The following is a 17,916-nucleotide window of genomic DNA, read 5'->3' as shown; positions in this document are numbered from 1 at the left end:
TTCATCGTCGTATGTCAAAGTCATTGGCCGGTGCCTTCGGCTATCAGGCGCAGTGCGGTGTCGTAAAGCGCCTGAGCATGCAGCTCGAACAGCTCGAGCAAGTCCACCGCGTCGCCGCCGATCTCCTTGGCGATGAACAATCCGTCGGCGCCGGCAATCGCGTAGGTGGGGCCTTCGAGCAGTCGGTCGATCTCTTCCAGCGGATGCGCGGCATCGGAGTCTCGATTTGGCGTTCCGTGCAAGAAGACCGCACGGATCCCGGATCTCTGAAGTGCTTCTACTGCCGCATCGGTGTGCTCCGGCGTGGCGTTGTTGTGACACCAGTCACCGAGTGTGGTTGTGCCGCAGCTAATTTGATTTAGTGCACCCGCGAGATTGCCGATGTAGACATCGTCGGGAGTGTAATACGGGGCAATGTCGGCATGCATTCGCTGCAGGTACTCCAACAGTGTCCAGTCGGCGCCCACGTGACGCAGCGCGCCCTGCCAGGTGTGCAGGTGCGCATTGACCAGGCCGGGGATGACGATGCGCCCTGACAGGTCGACGGTTTCAGCGTAGGGGGCGTCGGGTTCGCCAATGTCACTGATCCGGCCGTCCTCGATCAGGATATCGACGCGCTCTGCATCGGATCGGCTCGGCGACATCGTGATCACCGTGGCACCGCGCAGCAGGATGCCGGTCATCGTGTTCAGGCCGGGTCCGGCGTGTCCCAGGGCACCGTGCTCGAAATCCAATGAGTGATTTGCTCTTCCTGATCGTTGCGGTGGAGATGTCGCGGCGGCTGTGCAAAAGTGGCGTAAGGCCGGCAGCGCACGACGACCCGATCCTCTTTGGCAGCCATCGCTTCAAGGTATGGACGAGCCTCTTCACCGAGCGGCTGACCCGACATCCGTCCCGCGACGGCCATCATCACATCGACGACGACGTCACGGTCGCGCTCAATCGTCGCGTCGGCATACACCTGCAAGTAGGCGAACGGCCAACGCTCATCGAGCACACAAAGGCTCACCTTGCCGTCTCGGGCAACGACGCGCGCCTTGCCGCGTCCGGCCATCGTCGATACCAGCAGCTCGTCGTCATCGGTCGGAATGTAGTACACGATCGACATTGCCGGCCCGTCGTTCTTCCGCCGGTAGCCGTACACGCAAGTGCGGTGAGTGCGGACGAAAGTCCGCCGCTCCGAAGGCAACATGTCGCGGTCGGTGGGAGCCGTGAATGGCTCCGTTGCAAGGGGTAACAACATAATGGATACAGTGTTGCCGTTATTGCCATCCTTGTCAAGTGCCGCCATACTTGCCCGGTGACCCAACTTTCCCCCGGCCGGCCACGCATCCCATTCGATCGGATCGTCACGGCTGCCCTGCAGATCGTCGACGACCACGGTGCCGACGCTCTGTCGATGCGAACGCTGGCGCAGCGGCTGGATTCGGGAACAGCCACCCTTTATCGACACTTCAGCAGCCGGGCGGAACTCATCGCCCACGTCGTTGACCTGGTGTCTGGGTCCGTCGATATCGACGACGCACAGCTCAGCACAATGCCTTGGCCGGAGGCATGTAAAACGGTCGCCCACACCATGTTTGAGGCGCTACGCCAGCACCCAAATGTGGCTCCGCTACTGGCCGAGGATGTGCCAATCGGCCCGAACGCCATGGCCGCGCGGGAACGCCTCATCGCACTCTTGCTCAACAATGGATTCCCGCCCGCGCTCGCGGCCCTCTCCTACGCGACGTTGGCCCGCTACACGCTGGGTTTTGCCATCCAGCTCAGCAGTACTCGCAGCGACCTCGACGACGCCGGGCTGGCGCAGGTCTTCCATGACCTGGACCCACGCCAGTTCCCGGCGACGGTCAAAGTCGCCGACAGCCTTCCCGTGCCCTTGGAAGACGAATTCGCGTTTGGGCTCGAACTGATCGTCGATGGCCTGACTCAGGAGCTTCAACGCGACCCGCGCCGAGGAAAAGGTAAGCGGCGCAGCGGCTAAGGGGTTAGCTTCGAAGAATGGACACGTTTCAAGCACTCGTCGCGCATCAAGATGGCGACCAGGTCAGCGCACGCATCGAGACCTTCCGTCCGGAAGACCTGCCGCCCGGCGACGTGACGATCCGGGTGCTGTACTCCAGCGTCAACTTCAAGGACGCGCTGGCACTGACGCCCGGTGGCGGTGTAGTGCGCGACTACCCCGTCGTACCGGGCATCGACTTGACCGGCGAGGTCGTCGATTCGCAGTCACCCGACTTCGCAGCCGGCGACGCGGTCGTCGCGCACGGGTACCAGATCGGCACCGGCCACCATGGCGGCTACGCCGAATACGCCAGGCTGCCCGCAGATCAGGTCGTGCGGCTCGACGGGTTGAGCGCTCGCGACGGCGCGGCCATCGGCACCGCGGTCTTCACCGCGGCGATGAGCGTGCAGGCGCTCATCGACTGGGGTGTGCCACCCGGCGCCGGTTCGGTCGTGGTGACCGGAGCGACCGGCGGCGTCGGCTCGATCAGCGTGGACCTGCTTGCCGGCGCGGGCTTTCACGTGGTGGCCTCGACGGGCAAGGCTGAAGCCGCCGGGCGACTCAAAGGCCTTGGCGCCGCAGAGGTTATCGGTCGGCTCCCCGCTGACCCGGACGCCAAGCCGCGGCCGCTGGCCAAAGCGCGCTGGGCAGCCGGCGTGGACTGCGTGGGCGGCGCGACGCTGGCCGATGTGCTCAGCGCCGTCGACTACGGCGGCGCGGTGGCCTGCAGCGGGCTGACCGGCGGCCCCGCACTGCACACCACCGTGCTGCCGTTCATCCTGCGCGGCGTCGCGTTGCTGGGCATGGATTCCGTCCAGATGCCGATCGGCCCGCGCCGCGAGCTGTGGGCACGTCTGGGTGACTCGTTGCGCCCGCGGCATCTCGACACGATCACCACCGACGTCGACGTCAAAGACGTGGTCGGCGTCATCGACCAGGTGCGGGCGGGACGGTTCTCCGGTCGCGCTGTGGTGCGCGTGGCCGGCGGCTTCTGAGCGGGCCGGGTCCGCCAGTAGGCTTCGGCTATGCGCGCAGCACAGCTGACTCGACTTGATGGTCCGGACGCGGTCGAGGTCGGCGAAATCGACGAACCGACCGGCGACGGCGTCGTCGTCGAAGTGCACGCGGCGGGAGCCGCGTTTCCGGATGCGCTACTCACCCGCGGTCTCTACCAGTACAAGCCTGATCCGCCGTTCGTGCTGGGCGCCGAGATCGCCGGGGTGGTCCGGTCGGCGCCCGACGACGCCCATGTTCGTCCCGGAGACAGAGTTGTCGGCCTGACGATGCTCACCGGCGGCATGGCCGAAGTCGCGGTGCTAGCGCCCGATCGAGTGTTCAAGCTGCCGGACAACGTGAGCTTCACGGCGGGCGCCGGCCTGCTGTTCAACGACCTGACCATGTATTTCGCGCTGACGGTCCGAGGCCGGCTGCAGGTCGGCGAGACCGTGCTGGTGCACGGGGCGGCCGGCGGTATCGGCACGTCCACGCTGCGGTTGGCGCCGGTACTCGGGGCGTCCCGGGTGATTGCGGTGGTCGGCAGTGCAGACAAGGCCGAGACCGCGACGGCAGCGGGTGCGACTGACGTCGTGCTGGCCGACGGATTCAAAGACGCGGCAAAGGAATTGACGGACGGCCGGGGGGTCGACATGGTGGTCGATCCCGTCGGCGGCGACCGGTTCACCGACTCGCTGCGCTCGCTGTCTCCGGGCGGACGGCTGCTGGTTATCGGGTTTACCGGCGGCGAAATACCCACGGTGAAGGTGAATCGGCTGCTGCTCAACAACATTGACGTGGTCGGTGTCGGCTGGGGAGCTTGGGCAGGCACCCATCCCGGCGCGCTCACCGCGCAGTGGGCCGACCTCGAGCGGCTGCTTGCCTCGGGTCGGCTGGCTGCTCCGCAGCCGGTGGTCTACCCGCTGGACGAGGCCGCCGCCGCGATCGCATCGCTGGAGAACCGCACCGCCAAAGGAAAAGTCGTCCTGCGCGTTCGCGACTGACGAAAAACGCATCTGCCACACAAGCCTCTGCAGAGCAGGAGTCGGATGTTTGCCCGCCTTCGAGCGACAACCGGGGCGTCGATGGGTGGGTCCACCGACCTTGTCGCTATGAGGCGGGCACAACGGATATCGCCTCTCCTGGGGACCGCTGTGACGGGTGTGACAACCCGCGTGCAGTCTGGTCAGACGGCATCGTCGACAACCCTTGCGCCCACTAGAAAGAAAAAGTAACGTCACTTTTAGTTCTAGCTGCCGCAAACCCTGGAGCCGTCATGGAATCCTTCATTCACCTGCGCAAAGGAAAAACGCCACGCCGGCTCCACGCCGACCTCGACGGGGTGAAGGACGACGAATTGGGCCGCGGTGGATTCACCGGCCGAACCGCCAACATGTATCGCCGCCACGACCCCACCGCGTACCGGTCGCAGGGTCCGCTGCGCCCCATCGACGTGCTGTCCAGCGATCTCAAGCCCAGCGACGCCGCCGACGCCAACGGCGGGCCGCTGTTGATGTTCGCCAACGCTGACTGCCGCATTTCACTATCCCGCCGGCAGGCGTCGATGCCGTTCTACACCCGACACGTCGACGGTGATCTGCTGTGCTTTGTGCACCAGGGCACGGGTCTTTTGGAAACCGAGTTCGGGCCGCTGCCCTACCGCCAGGGCGACTGGGTGTACATCCCCAAGGCGTGCACCTGGCGCCAGCTGCCCGATGCCGAATCCACGTGGGTGATGATCGAGGCCAGCGACGAGTTCCGCGTGCCGCCGCCCGGTTCGCTGGGCCGGCATTTCCCCTTCGACCCGTCGCAGGCCGTCATCCCCGAGCCCAAGCCGCTGGACGACGATGGGCGCGACGAGTACGAGGTCCGACTAGTCCACGAGGGCGGCCCGACAACGCTGTTCTACCAACACAATCCGCTTGACGTCGAAGGGTGGCGTGGCGACAATTTCGCGTTCACCTTCAATATCGCCGACTACAACGTGATCACTTCCGACAGCGTCCACTTGCCGCCGACCGTGCACCTGTTCATGCAGGCCACCGGCGTGTACGTGATGAACTTCCTGCCCAAGCCCGCCGAAGGTGTTCCGGGCACCGAACGCGCGCCGTGGTATCACCGCAACGTGGACTACGACGAGATCGCGTTCTTCCATGGCGGTTCGCTATATGGCATACCGATGCCACCGGGGCTGATTAGCCATGCGCCGCAAGGGATTCACCACGGGGCGCCGGAGAAGGCGCGAGAGCGGGCCCGCCGCAAATTCGACGAATACTCCCGCGTCGACTGGCAAGTGATCGCCGTCGACACCCGTCGGCGACTGACCCCGTCAGCCGAGGTGCTGGCCCATGACCTAGGACAGCACTCATGACGACAGCGATCAAGCACGACTACGACCGCATCCCCTATCTCGTTGCTTTCCAGAACAATTCCGGAGTTCGGGACGTCTACGGCGGGCTGGCCGAGATCACCGTCCTGGAAAGCTATTTGCTCAAGCCGAAAGACAAGCCATCCGACACCGTGCTGGTGTTCATGCATCCGATCGGCGGCGGCGCATACCTGCCGATGATCAATGCGCTGGCGCGGGCCGGTCACCACGTCATCTACTGCAACAGCCGGTTCCGCGGCACCGATTCGGCGTTGCTGATGGAGAAGGTGGTCGAGGACCTCGGCGCGGCAATCAGGGACGCCAAGGAACGTCTCGGCTATCACAAGGTGGTGCTGGCCGGCTGGAGTGGCGGCGGGTCGCTGTCGGTTTTTTATCAGCAGCAGGCTCAGCACCCGACGATCACGTCGAGCCCGTCAGGTGATGGGCCCGATCTCACCAAGCTTGATCTGCCCGCCGCCGACGGCATCATGCTGCTGGCCGCGCACATCAGCCGGCACGGCACGCTGACCGAATGGCTGGATGCGTCCATTCTCGACGAGGCGGATCCCACTAACCGCGACCCGGAACTGGACCTTTACAACCCGGGCAACCCCAATCAACCGCCCTACAGCGAAGAGTTCCTGGCCCGCTATCGGCAAGCGCAGATCAGCCGCAACCGCCGAATCACCGCCTGGGTGAAGGCCAAACTGGCCGAGCTGAAGGCCGGCGTCCGTCCCGATGACGAGTTCGGATTCGTCGTGCACGGCACGATGGCCGATCCGCGCTGGTTGGATCCGAATGTCGATCCGAACGAACGTACTCCGGGAACCTGCTATCTGGGCGATCCTCAAGTGGTGAACATGAGCCCGGTCGGCCTGGCCCGGTTCTCCACCCTGCGCAGTTGGCTCTCGCAATGGAGTTATGACGATGCGCACGGCGATGGGGTGGCCTGCGGCCAGGACATCGCGGTGCCGGCGCTGGTGATCGGCAACCTGGCCGACGATGCCTGCACACCGAGCCACACCCGACGGCTGTTCGAGGCGATTGGCCATCCGGATAAAGAGATCCATGAAATCTCCGGCGCCACACACTATTACGCTGGCCCGGATCAACGCGACAAACTGCGGACCGCGGTCGAGGTCGTCACCGACTGGCTGGTCCGCCACGACTTCGCGAGCAAAGAATGACACCTCCCAACGGACCGCTGGACGGCATCCGAGTGCTCGAGCTCGGCACGCTGATCGCCGGCCCGTTCGCCGGCCGGTTGCTCGGCGACATGGGCGCCGAGGTCATCAAGGTGGAGCCTCCGGGCGCACCGGATCCGTTGCGCACCTGGGGACAGGCTGAAGTCGACGGACACCACGTTTTCTGGACCGTGCATGCGCGCAACAAAAAGGGCATCACGTTGGACCTGCGCCGCCCGCGCGGCCGTGAGCTGTTCTTGGATCTGGTCGAGAAATCCGACATCGTGGTGGAAAACTTCCGGCCGGGCACCCTGGAGAAGTGGAACCTGGGTTACGACGTTCTCAGCCAACGTAACTCGGGCATCATCTTGGTTCGGGTGTCGGGGTACGGGCAGACCGGGCCCGACGCACACAAGGCCGGTTACGCCTCGGTGGCCGAAGCAGCCAGCGGGCTGCGGCACCTCAACGGATTCCCGGGTGGACCACCGCCCCGGTTGGCGCTGTCCCTGGGCGACAGCCTAGCCGGAATGTTCGGAGCTCAGGGGGCGCTTGCCGCGCTCTATCGCCGCAGCGTCACCGGCCACGGCCAGGTCGTCGACGTTGCGTTGAACGAATCATGCTTGGCGGTGCAGGAATCCACGATCCCGGATTACGACGCCGGCGGTGTAGTACGCGGCCCTTCCGGCACTCGCCTGGAGGGCATCGCACCGTCGAACATCTACCGCAGCGCCGACGGCTCCTGGGTGGTGATCGCCGCCAACCAGGACACCGTGTTCGCCCGGCTCTGCCGAGCGATGGGGCGCCCGGAGCTCGCGAGCGACGACCGGTTCGCCACCCACGGCGCCCGCGGGCGCAACCAAGACGAACTGGACAAAATCATCGGCGCCTGGGCCGGCGAGCGCGGGCCCAGCGAGATCATCGAAACCCTGTCCGCCGCAGGCGTGATCGCGGGCCCGATCAACACCGTCGCCGAAGTGGTCAACGATCCGCAGTTGCGCGCCCGCGACATGCTCGTCGAGCATTACGATGAGCGGCTCGGGCGGCCCGTTCTGGGTCCCGGAGTCGTGCCGGTGCTCTCGGAATCTCCCGGCAGTGTTCGCAACGCCGGCCCGGCGCGGCCCGGACAACACAACGACGACGTCTACATCGGGTTGCTCGGCAAGACCAACGACGAACTCGAGGAGTTGCGCGCCGAGGAGGTGCTATGAAAACCCACGTCGATATTCGCGAGGTGTCGCTGCGCGACGGGTTACAAATCGAAAAGCCAATCCCGTTGTCGGCCAAGCTGGAACTGCTGGCGGCCGTCGCCGCTACCGGGGTGCGCGAGGTGGAGGCCACCGCGTTCGTCTCCCCAACGAAGGTGCCGTCGATGGCCGATGCCGCCGAGCTCGCGGCTGAGTTGCGCAACTACCCCGACATCGCGTTCTCCGCGCTGGTAGCCAGCCCCAATGGTGCCAGGCGGGCCGTCGCGGCCGGGCTACGTTCGATCGAATACGTGGTGTCGCCCAGCGACGCGTTCAGCACGGCCAATGTCGGGCGCAGCAGTAAGGAGGCCACCGATCAGATCGACGAGATCGTCGCTATCGCCCACGACAGTGACGTCACCGTCGAGGTCATCGTCGCCACCGCATGGGACTGCCCGTTCGAGGGACCCACTCCGCCCCAGCGCGTCGTCGACATCGCCGCAACAGCACGCGATCGCGGCGTCGACCGGTTCTCTATAGCCGACACCATCGGAACCACGACGCCGGCAAGAGTGAGTTCGCTTATCGCACAGCTGCGTCCGGTGATCGACGGGCTTCCGCTGGGCGGACATTTCCACAACACCCGTGGTGCCGGGCTGGCCAGCGCATACGCCGCAGTCAGCTCCGGAGTCACCCGGCTGGACGCATCGGTCGGCGGGCTGGGCGGCTGTCCGTTCGCTCCCGGCGCCACCGGCAACATCGCCACCGAGGACCTGGTGTACCTGCTCCGCGACAGCGACATCGATGTCGACATCGACCTGCAGGCGGCCATCACCGCAGCGAACGTGGCGAGATCAGCTGTCGGCCATGACTTGCCGGGTGCTCTGCTTCGAGCCGGTGACCGGATCAGAGCCTGATGACGACCCCGGTTGCAACGCGGACGCTGACCGCAAAGGGCCGCCAGACCCAGGCAGCCATCGAGCAGGCTGCCCGAAAGCTATTCGCCGAGCGGGGTTTTCACGGTACAACGCTGGCCGATATCACGTCGGCGGCCGGGAAATCTGCGGCGGTGTTCTACCGGTACTTCGGCGATAAGGAAGACCTGCTGGCCGCCTTGGCCGAATCCTTCCTGCACGACGTCGTGACGCCGTCGGGGTCGAGCCTGCACCTGCCCGACTCACCCGACGACGACGACGCCTTTTTCACCTCCGTGGTCACGGGTTACTGGAACATGTTCAAGCAGAACATCGGGATCATGATCGCGGTCGCGCAACTGGCGGCAACCCAGCAGCGGTTCGCCGCCGTCCAAAATGAATTTCGGCGGTTCGGCATGGATATCGTCGCCGCCTCGGTGCGACGCGCTCAACAGCACGGCTATGCATCAGACCTCAATCCCGAGCACGTCGCGGCCGCTATTGCGTTGTTGTTCGAGAACTTCACCACGGTGGTCGCGGGACCGTCCGGCTTGGGCCTGGACATCAGCGACGAGGACGCCATCGCGACTTTGTCGACGGTCTGGAAGAAAACCTTGTACGGCGCTTAAGGAGATCACAGATGGATTTCACGTTGCCAGAACACCTTCCGGGGCTGCTCGCCGACATGGACGCGTTCATCGAGCGTGAGATCGCCCCGCTGCAGGCCGAGCACATGCAGTACTTCGACCAGCGTCGCGAACACGCCCGCACCGATTGGGACAACGACGGCATCCCGACCCGGGAGTGGGAGGATTTGCTCTCCGAGATGCGCCGGCGCGCCGACAAGGCCGGCTGGCTGCGCTACGGGCTGCCGGCATCGCTGGGCGGCCGCGACGGTACCAACGTCGACATGGCCGTGATCCGGGAGCATCTGGCGCACAAGGGTCTTGGCCTGCACAACGACTTGCAGAACGAGTCGTCGATCGTCGGTAATTTCCCGCAGGTGATCATGATGGAGCGCTTCGGTACCGACGCGCAGCGCGCGCTGTGGTCGGAGGCCCTGATCACCGGGGAACGCTCGATGGCCTTCGGGCTGACCGAGCCGCGGCACGGCTCCGATGCGACGTGGCTGGAAACGCACGCCAAACCCGACGGCGACGAGTGGGTGATCAACGGCTCCAAGCGGTTCAACACCGGCGTGCACCGTGCCACGCATGACTTGATCTTCGCCCGCACATCCGGCGAGGCGGGGCAGGCTCGGGGCATCACCGCGTACTTGGTCCCGACCGACACACCCGGATTTAGCGTCCCGTATTACTGGTGGACGTTCAACATGCCCACCGATCACGGCGAAGTCGAGCTGAACGATGTGCGGGTGCCCGCCGACGCGGTCCTCGGTGAGGTCGATCGCGGGCTCGAGGTTGCGCAAACGTTTTTGCACGAGAACCGAATTCGGCAAGCAGCCAGTAGTCTGGGTGCCGCGCAATACTGCATCGACCGAGCCGCCGAATATGCCGGAGAACGTACGGTTTTCGGCAAACCACTGGCGGTCAATCAGGCCGTGCAGTGGCCGTTGGCCGAGCTACAGACCGAGGCCCAGATGGTGCGACTGCTGGTGCAGTACGCGGCCTGGCACTTGGACCGCGACCACCACATGGAGGTGTCCGACAAAGTGTCGATGGCCAACTATCGCGCGAACCGACTGGTCTGCGACGCCGCCGATCGCGCTATGCAGGTCTTCGGCGGCCTGGGCTATAGCCGTCACGAGCCGTTCGAGCACATCTACCGTCACCACCGCCGGTATCGAATCACCGAGGGCGCCGAGGAGATCCAGATCCGCCGGGTGGCGCAACGACTGTTCAAATTCGGCAAAAAGTGAGCCTGCAGGACAGCTTGCCCGCGGTGTTGGGCCCGATGCTGGGCGGCAACGTCGCGATCGACAACCTGCGTGCGTTGACCGGTGGCGCCAGCCGAACAACGTGGGCATTCGACGCCGTCACCGGCGAGGCCAGCCGGTCGCTGATCTTGCGCATCGGGCCGCCCGACGACGTGCACGCCGGAATGGAGCTGGAAGCCCGCGCTCAGGCCGCCGCCGCGGCCACCGGCGCGCCGGTCCCCCACGTTCTGGTCGCCGACGATTCGCCTGCTGCACTGGGCAATCCGTTTTTGATCTGTGACGAGATCAAGGGCGAGACGATCGTCCGGCGCATTCAGCGGACGCTCGATAAAGATGGGGGGGCAACCGGCCGGGCACGGCTACTGGGGCAGTGCGCGCAGGCGCTGGCCGCCATCCACCGGGCCGACTCGAACCTCCCAGGGTTGACTCACGTGGAGCAACTCGACGAATGGCGCCAACGACTCGATGCCATGAACGACACCACCGCCACCTTCGAGTGGGCCTTTCGATGGCTCGCCGCCAACCGGCCAGCGCCGTCGCCCACCGTGCTGGTGCACGGCGACTACCGGATGGGCAACCTCATCGTCGACGGATCCACGCTGGCCGCGGTGCTTGACTGGGAGCTGGTGCAGATCGGCGAGGTCTACGAAGACCTGGCCTGGTTCTGCATCCGCGCCTGGCGGTTCGGCGCTCCGGCCGCCCGCGCCGCCGGCGGCTTAGGCAGTGTCGAGGATTTTCTCGCCGCCTACCAACAGGCCGGCGGGGCGACCGTCGACCGGGAGGCGTTTCACTGGTGGTTGGTGCTCGCGACCCTGCGCTGGGGTGTCATTTGCCGCTACCAAGCCGAGCGTCATTTGAGCGGGCAGAACCGCTCGGTGGAGCTGGCGGCGATCGGCCGTCGAGTCTGCGAGACCGAGTGGGACCTGCTCGACTTGCTCGACAACACCGCACTGCAGACCGGTTGACCTTAGGATTCCGCTGTGGTCACTCCTGATGATGCAATCGACGCAATCCGTGGCACCGGCGGGGCTCAGCCCGGGCAACGGGCGTTGCATGCCAAGGGCAAGCTGTACCGCGGGACATTCACTGCCACCGCCGAGGCCGCCCAACTCTCCCGCGCCGCACACCTGAGCGGTGAGGCTGTGCCCGCGCTGATCCGGTTTTCCAACGGCACAGGCAATCCGGCGGTGCGAGACAATGCGCCCGGAATACGCGGAATGGCGGTGAAGTTCACGCTGCCAGATGGGTCGACCACAGACGTATCAACCCAAACTGCAAGGCTTTTCGCGTCCAGCACACCCGACGGCTTCGTGGCTCTACTGCGCGCGATGCGTCCCGGTATTACCACGCCGCTGCGTCTCGCCGGCTACATCGCCACCCATCCCGGCTTCTTCGGTGCATTGCCGATATTGCGCGCCGCCAACAGGGTGCCCGCGAGCTATGGCACCGTTCAGTACTACGGGTTGCACGCCTTCCGCTGGATCGCCGCCGACGGCAGCGCGCGGTTCGTCCGTTACCAGTTGGTTCCGGCTGCCGACGAAGAGTTTCTGCCGCCGCGGGTCGCGGCGGAGAAGAGCGCGAACTTTCTGATCGACGAACTCGACGAGCGCCTGGCGTCGGAACCGGTCCGGTTCTCCTACCAAGTCCAGGTCGCGGCGGACGGCGATTCGACCGTCGATCCGTCCAAACCATGGCGCAGCACCCAGACCGTCACCGTGGGCACCCTCGAGATCACCGGCATCGACACCGAACGCGAGCACGGCGACGACATCGTCGTGTTCGACCCCATGCGCGTCACCGACGGCATCGAACCCTCCGATGATCCGGTGCTGCGATTCCGTTCGCTCGCCTACTCGGCCTCGGTGAAGCTGCGCACCGGAGTAGATCGCGGTCCCGAGGCACCCGCGACCTGATGACGTCCGGGCATGGCCGTCCGACCGCGGCTGAACTTGTCGCCGCGGTCGCCGAATTCCTCGAGACCGACGTCCGCGAGTCGACTAGCGGCCAGGTCAATTTCCACGCCCGGGTCGCGGCGAACGTGCTGCGCATCGTCGAGCGCGAACTGCTCGCCGGTTCGGCCGACGATGTCACCGATGCGCTGGCCGACATCGGGTTTGACGACGAAGCGCAGCTGGCTGCCGCCATCCGGGCCGGAGATCTGGACGGCTGCACCGACCAGCTGAAATCGGCGCTGCGTGCGCTGGTCAGCCACCGTCTCTCCGTTGCGCACCCCGGTTACCAGAGCGAATAGAGAGATACGCCATGCCCGCTGCCGAAGTCATCGTCGACGTCGCCGATCAACTGTTCGCGGCAATCGAGCGAAGCGACGAGGCCGCGCTCGAGCAGCTATTCGACGACGACATCGCGGTGTGGCGGGCGGGGGCGCGCCGCGACAACGACAAAGAACGAGCGCTGAAGGTGCTCCGCTGGTTCATCGGCGTCACCACGCAACGCCGCTATGAGATCCTCGACCGTCAGCTGTTCCACGGTGCGGTCAGCGGTTTCGTCCAGCAGCACATCCTGCACGCCACCGGCCACGACGGCGCATTGATCGCTTTGCGGGTGTGCATCGTGATTAAGTTGGGAGACAACGCCCTGATCAGCCGTATCGACGAGTACTTCGACCCAGCTGAACTCGCGCCGCTGATGAGCTAACCGTGGAGGTGCCGTGACCCGCGGCGTCGACGATGCAGAGGGAAGCGATGAGGAGGAGCGGCGCAGATGACCACTGTGGAAACACTGCTGAACGACCCTGACACCGCAGGGGTATGGAACCTGGTTGCCGATCGATCCACGATCAGCTTCAGGATCAAGAACATGTGGGGCCTGATCAGCGTCAAAGGCCGCTTCACCGACTTCAACGCCGACGGCCAGATCACCGGCAAAGGTGCCATCTTCGGCCGCCTTGACATCCAGGCGGCGTCGTTGCGTACCGGAATCGGCAAACGCGACGAGCACCTGCGGTCGGCCGATTTCTTCGATGTCGAGCGCTTTCCGGAGATCAGCGTGGCGGTCACCGCGGTGCAACCGACCACCGGTAACGCCGCTGATTTGCAGGCGACGTTGAGCATCAAGGGGGTCACCGCGCCGGTGCAGTTACCGGTCCGTGTCATCGTGCTGGACGACGGCTCGGTGCGGTTATCGGCGAAAACCGAGGTCAACAGGGCCCAGTTCAACCTCGACTGGAACCGGGTCGGCATGATCGGCGAGACCGCCACAGCCTCGGCAGACATGTGCTTCGTGCGGACGCCGGCGTAGCGGCGCGGCGAGCCTGCTAGCAGCCCGCATCGTCGCCGGGCAGTACCATCTGCATCGTGTCTGCCACCAGCCCGCTGCGGGTCCTCGTCTACAGCGACAACGCCAAGACCCGACAGGACGTCATGCTGGCGTTGGGCAAACGGGTACACCCGGATTTGCCCGAGCTCAGCTACGTCGAAGTGGCCACTGGTCCGATGGTCATCCAGCAGGTAGACGCCGGAAACATCGATCTGGCGATCCTGGACGGCGAAGCCACCCCAGAAGGCGGGATGGGCATCGCAAAGCAGCTGAAAGACGAGATTGCGCAGGGGCCGCCGATCGTGGTGCTCACCGGGCGGCGCGACGATGCCTGGCTGGCCAGCTGGTCACGCGCCGAGGCAGCGGTCTCGCAGCCGATCGACCCGATTCGGCTGAGCCGGACGGTGCTGGAGTTGCTGCGCCCTGCGGTGCATTAGCTGATCATCGGATCCTGAGCGCAACCTGACAGCTCCGTGGTGGGCAGCTGGATGAACGCTGCGGCACGGACACCACTTCGTCCGCCGAGAAGCGAAATGTGTTTGTGCTCTGAGCATTTCATGGTCCAGACAGACTCGCGTCTTCACCGCATGCGTCGGCTGGCCGACCACCGATCCGGCTGTGGCTGAGGTCACATCTAGACTGCTGAGCGCGGGACTACACACGATCGCTAGGCTGTGGTTGCGCTCACAGTCAGCGCCCAATCGATGAACAGTGAGGGAGCGTCTTCGCGGCATGAATCTGTACCTACCCATCCTGGTGCTTGGGGGGATCGCCGCTGCTTTTGCGCTCGGCTCAGTCGCACTCGCGCAGATCACCGGCCCGAAGCGCTACAACAAGGCGAAGCTCGAGGCATACGAATGCGGGATCGAACCCAGCGACCAGCCAGCCAACGCGCCGCACGCAGGCAGCGGGCAGCGGTTCCCGGTGAAGTACTACCTGACCGCCATGCTGTTCATCGTCTTCGACATCGAAATCGTGTTCCTGTACCCATGGGCGGTCAGCTACGACAAGCTCGGGTTATTCGCACTGGTCGAGATGGTGGTGTTCGTGCTCACGGTCTTTGTGGCCTACGCATATGTATGGCGCCGCGGCGGCCTGACCTGGGAGTGAGGTAAGACGTGGGCCTAGAGGAGAAAGTGCCGAGCGGTTTCTTGCTGACGACCGTCGAAACGCTGGCGGGCTACTTCCGCAAGAACTCGTTGTGGCCGGCAACGTTTGGATTGGCCTGTTGCGCGATTGAGATGATGGCCACCGCCGGCCCGCGATTCGACATCGCGCGCTTTGGCATGGAGAGGTTTTCGGCGACACCCCGGCAGGCCGATCTGATGATCGTGGCCGGCCGTGTCAGTCAGAAGATGGCGCCGGTGCTGCGCCAGATCTATGACCAGATGGCCGAACCGAAATGGGTGCTCGCGATGGGCGTGTGCGCATCGTCAGGCGGGATGTTCAACAACTACGCGATCGTTCAGGGCGTGGACCACGTCGTACCGGTAGACATCTACCTGCCCGGCTGCCCGCCCCGCCCGGAGATGCTGCTGTACGCAATCCTCAAGCTGCACGACAAGATTCAAGAGATGCCGCTGGGGGTCAACCGCGAACTGGCCATCGCCGAAGCCGAACAAGCGGCACTCGCCGCCCGGCCGACCATCGAGATGCGCGGACTGCTGCGATGAGCTCACCGGATCACGACCCCAAGCGAGCAGCCACCGAGGTGGGCGGACCGCCCGTTCCCGCCGACCAATCCGACAAAGAGGTGATCGACGTTCGCCTAGGCATGTTCGGCGTCCGCGGCACCGGCGACACGTCGGGATACGGACGACTAGTGCGTCAGATCACGATCGACGACGGCAGTCCCCGGCCCTACGGCGGGTACTTCGACGAGGTTGTCGACCGGCTGGCCGCGGCGCTGAAGGAGGCCGACGGCGTCGAATTCGAAGACGCCGTAGAGAAAGTCGTGGTCTACCGCGACGAACTGACCCTGCACGTGCGCCGCGAGCTGCTGCCGCAGGTCGCCGGTCGACTGCGCGACGACGCGGCGCTGCGCTTCGAATTGTGCCTGGGTGTCAGCGGAGTGCACTACCCGCACGAAACCGGAAGCGAGCTGCACGCGGTATATCCGCTCAAGTCGATAACCCACGGCCGTCGAATCCGCCTGGAAGTGGCTGCGCCGGATAGTGATCCGCACATTCCGTCGCTGTTCGGCATCTACCCGACCAACGACTGGCACGAGCGTGAGACCTATGACTTCTTCGGCATCATCTTCGACGGGCACCCGTCGCTGACGCGCATCGAGATGCCCGACGATTGGGAAGGACATCCGCAACGCAAGGACTATCCACTCGGCGGCGTCCCGGTGGAGTACAAGGGCGCGCAGATTCCCCCGCCCGATGAGCGGAGGGCCTACAACTGATGAGCGACACCACTACCCCCAACGGCGAGGGCAGCGGCGGAGAAACCCTGGTGGCCGTCGTCGGTCAGGACTGGGAACAGATCGTCGAGGCGGCTCGCAAAGGCGAACCCGGTGAACGCATCGTCGTCAATATGGGACCGCAGCACCCGTCGACCCACGGCGTGCTGCGGCTGATCCTGGAGATCGAAGGTGAGACGGTCACCGACGCCCGGTGCGGAATCGGCTACCTGCACACCGGGATCGAGAAGAACCTGGAGTACCGGTACTGGACCCAGGGCGTCACGTTCGTAACCCGAATGGATTACCTGTCACCGTTTTACAACGAGGCGGTGTACTGCCTCGGTGTGGAGAAGCTGCTCGGGATCACCGACGAAATCCCGGAACGCGTCAACGTCATCCGGGTGATGATGATGGAGTTCAACCGGATCTCGTCGCACCTGGTCGCATTGGCGACCGGTGGCATGGAACTCGGCGCGATGACGGCAATGTTCCTCGGGTTCCGGGAACGCGAGCTGGTCCTGAACCTGTTCGAAATGGTCACCGGCTTGCGGATGAACCACGCCTACATCCGGCCCGGCGGACTGGCCCAGGATCTGCCGGAAGACGCCCTGCGCGAAATCCCGGAACTGGTCAAGCTGCTGAGCCATCGGCTCAACGACATCGAAAACCTGCTCAACGACAACTACATCTGGAAAGCCCGCACCCAGGGTGTGGGGTATCTGGACCTGACCGGGTGTATCGCGCTTGGTGTGACCGGACCTCCGCTGCGGGCGACCGGATTGCCCTACGACCTACGCAAGACCGATCCGTATTGCGGCTACGAGAACTACGAGTTCGACGTGATCACCGACGACACGTGTGATTCCTACGCGCGCTACATCATTCGGGTCAAAGAGATGAGGGAGTCGCTGAAGATCGTGGAACAGTGCCTGGACAAGTTGCGACCCGGCCCGATCATGGTGGCGGACCGCAAGATCGCCTGGCCGGCCGACCTGAAAGTCGGACCGGACGGTCTGGGTAACTCGCCGGAGCACATCGCCAAGATCATGGGCACCTCGATGGAGGCGCTGATTCACCACTTCAAACTGGTCACCGAAGGCATCCGGGTGCCGGCCGGTCAGGTGTACGTGGCAGTCGAGTCGCCTCGCGGCGAGTTGGGCGTGCACATGGTCAGCGACGGCGGAACCCGGCCCTACCGGGTGCACTACCGCGATCCCTCGTTCACCAACCTGCAGGCCGTTGCCGCGATGTGCGAGGGCGGCATGGTCGCCGACGTGATCACCGCGGTGGCCAGCATCGATCCGGTCATGGGCGGTGTCGACCGATGAGCAGCGGACCATACACCCCGGCCGTCGGCGCCAGCGGCGAACGAGTGTTCATCCGGCTGGGCCCGCCGCCTGAAGAGCCGGGCCAATTCGTCGTCGAGGGCGCGCCGGAGTCCTATCCGCCCGAGGTGCAGAACCGGCTGGAAGTCGACGCCAAGGAGATCATCGGCCGCTACCCCAGCCCGCGCTCAGCGCTGCTGCCGCTGCTGCACCTGGTGCAGGCCGAGGACGGCTACGTGACACCGGCCGCTTTGGAATTCTGCGGCGAACAGCTCGGACTGACCGGCGCCGAAGTCGCGGCGGTGGCGAGCTTTTACACCATGTATCGGCGCGGGCCGACCGGCGAGTACTTAGTCGGCG

The 17,916-nt window shown here is 65.0% G+C and carries 22 protein-coding genes; 20 read left to right on the top strand and 2 right to left on the bottom strand.

The features are described 5' to 3' along the window. Window positions 1–20: 20 nt before the first annotated feature. Both WB785_RS10585 and WB785_RS10580 read right to left on the bottom strand, forming a co-directional pair. The gene (locus tag WB785_RS10585; RefSeq protein WP_424078983.1) at window positions 21–734 is read right to left on the bottom strand and encodes an amidohydrolase family protein; all 714 of its coding nucleotides are present in this window, start codon (window positions 732–734) and stop codon (window positions 21–23) included. Further along, complete coding sequence (locus WB785_RS10580; protein WP_424078981.1) at window positions 689–1,243, bottom strand: pyridoxamine 5'-phosphate oxidase family protein; 555 nt, start codon at window positions 1,241–1,243, stop codon at window positions 689–691. The genes WB785_RS10585 and WB785_RS10580 overlap by 46 nt, the downstream gene beginning before the upstream one ends. Window positions 1,244–1,300: 57 nt before the next feature. On the opposite strand from WB785_RS10580, the gene WB785_RS10575 reads away from it, so the two are divergent. The 20 genes from WB785_RS10575 to WB785_RS10480 all read left to right on the top strand — a co-directional run. Next, on the top strand, window positions 1,301–1,984 hold the full coding sequence (locus WB785_RS10575; RefSeq protein ID WP_424078979.1) for a TetR/AcrR family transcriptional regulator: 684 nt from the start codon (window positions 1,301–1,303) through the stop codon (window positions 1,982–1,984). 17 nt (window positions 1,985–2,001) lie between these two features. Next, window positions 2,002–3,000: an acryloyl-CoA reductase gene (locus WB785_RS10570; RefSeq protein WP_424078978.1), complete on the top strand. Its 999-nt coding sequence runs from the start codon at window positions 2,002–2,004 to the stop codon at window positions 2,998–3,000. 30 nt (window positions 3,001–3,030) lie between these two features. Then, window positions 3,031–4,002 carry an NADPH:quinone oxidoreductase family protein gene (locus tag WB785_RS10565; protein WP_424078976.1) on the top strand — a complete coding sequence of 324 codons (972 nt, stop codon included), beginning with the start codon at window positions 3,031–3,033 and terminating at the stop codon, window positions 4,000–4,002. 272 nt (window positions 4,003–4,274) lie between these two features. Further along, window positions 4,275–5,369 carry a homogentisate 1,2-dioxygenase gene (locus tag WB785_RS10560; RefSeq protein WP_424078974.1) on the top strand — a complete coding sequence of 365 codons (1,095 nt, stop codon included), beginning with the start codon at window positions 4,275–4,277 and terminating at the stop codon, window positions 5,367–5,369. 8 nt (window positions 5,370–5,377) lie between these two features. Next, window positions 5,378–6,553: an alpha/beta fold hydrolase gene (locus WB785_RS10555; protein ID WP_424079001.1), complete on the top strand. Its 1,176-nt coding sequence runs from the start codon at window positions 5,378–5,380 to the stop codon at window positions 6,551–6,553. Further along, a complete protein-coding gene (locus WB785_RS10550) occupies window positions 6,550–7,758 on the top strand; it encodes a CaiB/BaiF CoA transferase family protein (RefSeq protein ID WP_424078973.1) in 1,209 nt (402 codons plus the stop codon). The genes WB785_RS10555 and WB785_RS10550 overlap by 4 nt, the downstream gene beginning before the upstream one ends. Further along, window positions 7,755–8,651, top strand: coding sequence for a hydroxymethylglutaryl-CoA lyase (locus tag WB785_RS10545; protein WP_424078972.1), 897 nt, complete (start codon window positions 7,755–7,757; stop codon window positions 8,649–8,651). Before WB785_RS10550 ends, WB785_RS10545 begins: the two co-directional genes overlap by 4 nt. After that, window positions 8,651–9,277: a TetR/AcrR family transcriptional regulator gene (locus WB785_RS10540; RefSeq protein ID WP_424078971.1), complete on the top strand. Its 627-nt coding sequence runs from the start codon at window positions 8,651–8,653 to the stop codon at window positions 9,275–9,277. The genes WB785_RS10545 and WB785_RS10540 overlap by 1 nt, the downstream gene beginning before the upstream one ends. Window positions 9,278–9,288: 11 nt before the next feature. Next, window positions 9,289–10,527, top strand: a complete 1,239-nt coding sequence (locus tag WB785_RS10535; protein ID WP_424078970.1) for an acyl-CoA dehydrogenase family protein — start codon at window positions 9,289–9,291, stop codon at window positions 10,525–10,527. 35 nt (window positions 10,528–10,562) lie between these two features. Next, complete coding sequence (locus tag WB785_RS10530; protein WP_424079000.1) at window positions 10,563–11,510, top strand: phosphotransferase family protein; 948 nt, start codon at window positions 10,563–10,565, stop codon at window positions 11,508–11,510. 15 nt (window positions 11,511–11,525) lie between these two features. Continuing rightward, a complete protein-coding gene (locus WB785_RS10525; RefSeq protein ID WP_424078968.1) occupies window positions 11,526–12,458 on the top strand; it encodes a catalase family peroxidase in 933 nt (310 codons plus the stop codon). Further along, window positions 12,458–12,796, top strand: a complete 339-nt coding sequence (locus WB785_RS10520; RefSeq protein ID WP_424078967.1) for a DUF6285 domain-containing protein — start codon at window positions 12,458–12,460, stop codon at window positions 12,794–12,796. Before WB785_RS10525 ends, WB785_RS10520 begins: the two co-directional genes overlap by 1 nt. Before the next feature lie 11 nt (window positions 12,797–12,807). Further along, complete coding sequence (locus WB785_RS10515) at window positions 12,808–13,200, top strand: nuclear transport factor 2 family protein (RefSeq protein ID WP_424078966.1); 393 nt, start codon at window positions 12,808–12,810, stop codon at window positions 13,198–13,200. A gap of 66 nt (window positions 13,201–13,266) precedes the next feature. Next, on the top strand, window positions 13,267–13,803 hold the full coding sequence (locus WB785_RS10510) for a YceI family protein (protein WP_424078965.1): 537 nt from the start codon (window positions 13,267–13,269) through the stop codon (window positions 13,801–13,803). A 53-nt stretch (window positions 13,804–13,856) separates the two neighbouring features. Continuing rightward, the gene (locus WB785_RS10505; protein WP_424078999.1) at window positions 13,857–14,258 is read left to right on the top strand and encodes a hypothetical protein; all 402 of its coding nucleotides are present in this window, start codon (window positions 13,857–13,859) and stop codon (window positions 14,256–14,258) included. Window positions 14,259–14,553: 295 nt separating this feature from the next. Next, the gene (locus WB785_RS10500; RefSeq protein ID WP_424078964.1) at window positions 14,554–14,931 is read left to right on the top strand and encodes an NADH-quinone oxidoreductase subunit A; all 378 of its coding nucleotides are present in this window, start codon (window positions 14,554–14,556) and stop codon (window positions 14,929–14,931) included. Between the two features lie 8 nt (window positions 14,932–14,939). Then, on the top strand, window positions 14,940–15,494 hold the full coding sequence (locus tag WB785_RS10495; protein ID WP_424078963.1) for a NuoB/complex I 20 kDa subunit family protein: 555 nt from the start codon (window positions 14,940–14,942) through the stop codon (window positions 15,492–15,494). Then, window positions 15,491–16,231, top strand: coding sequence for an NADH-quinone oxidoreductase subunit C (locus tag WB785_RS10490; protein ID WP_424078961.1), 741 nt, complete (start codon window positions 15,491–15,493; stop codon window positions 16,229–16,231). The genes WB785_RS10495 and WB785_RS10490 overlap by 4 nt, the downstream gene beginning before the upstream one ends. Beyond that, window positions 16,231–17,559, top strand: a complete 1,329-nt coding sequence (nuoD, locus tag WB785_RS10485) for an NADH dehydrogenase (quinone) subunit D (protein WP_424078959.1) — start codon at window positions 16,231–16,233, stop codon at window positions 17,557–17,559. Before WB785_RS10490 ends, nuoD begins: the two co-directional genes overlap by 1 nt. Then, a partial coding sequence (locus WB785_RS10480) for an NAD(P)H-dependent oxidoreductase subunit E (RefSeq protein ID WP_424078958.1) occupies window positions 17,556–17,916 on the top strand: 361 nt, incomplete at its 3' end. The genes nuoD and WB785_RS10480, both read left to right, overlap by 4 nt.

Origin of the sequence: Mycobacterium sp. (assembly GCF_049585075.1) — a bacterium.
Taxonomy (GTDB): domain Bacteria; phylum Actinomycetota; class Actinomycetes; order Mycobacteriales; family Mycobacteriaceae; genus Mycobacterium.
This window is presented reverse-complemented; position numbering and strand designations above follow the sequence as displayed.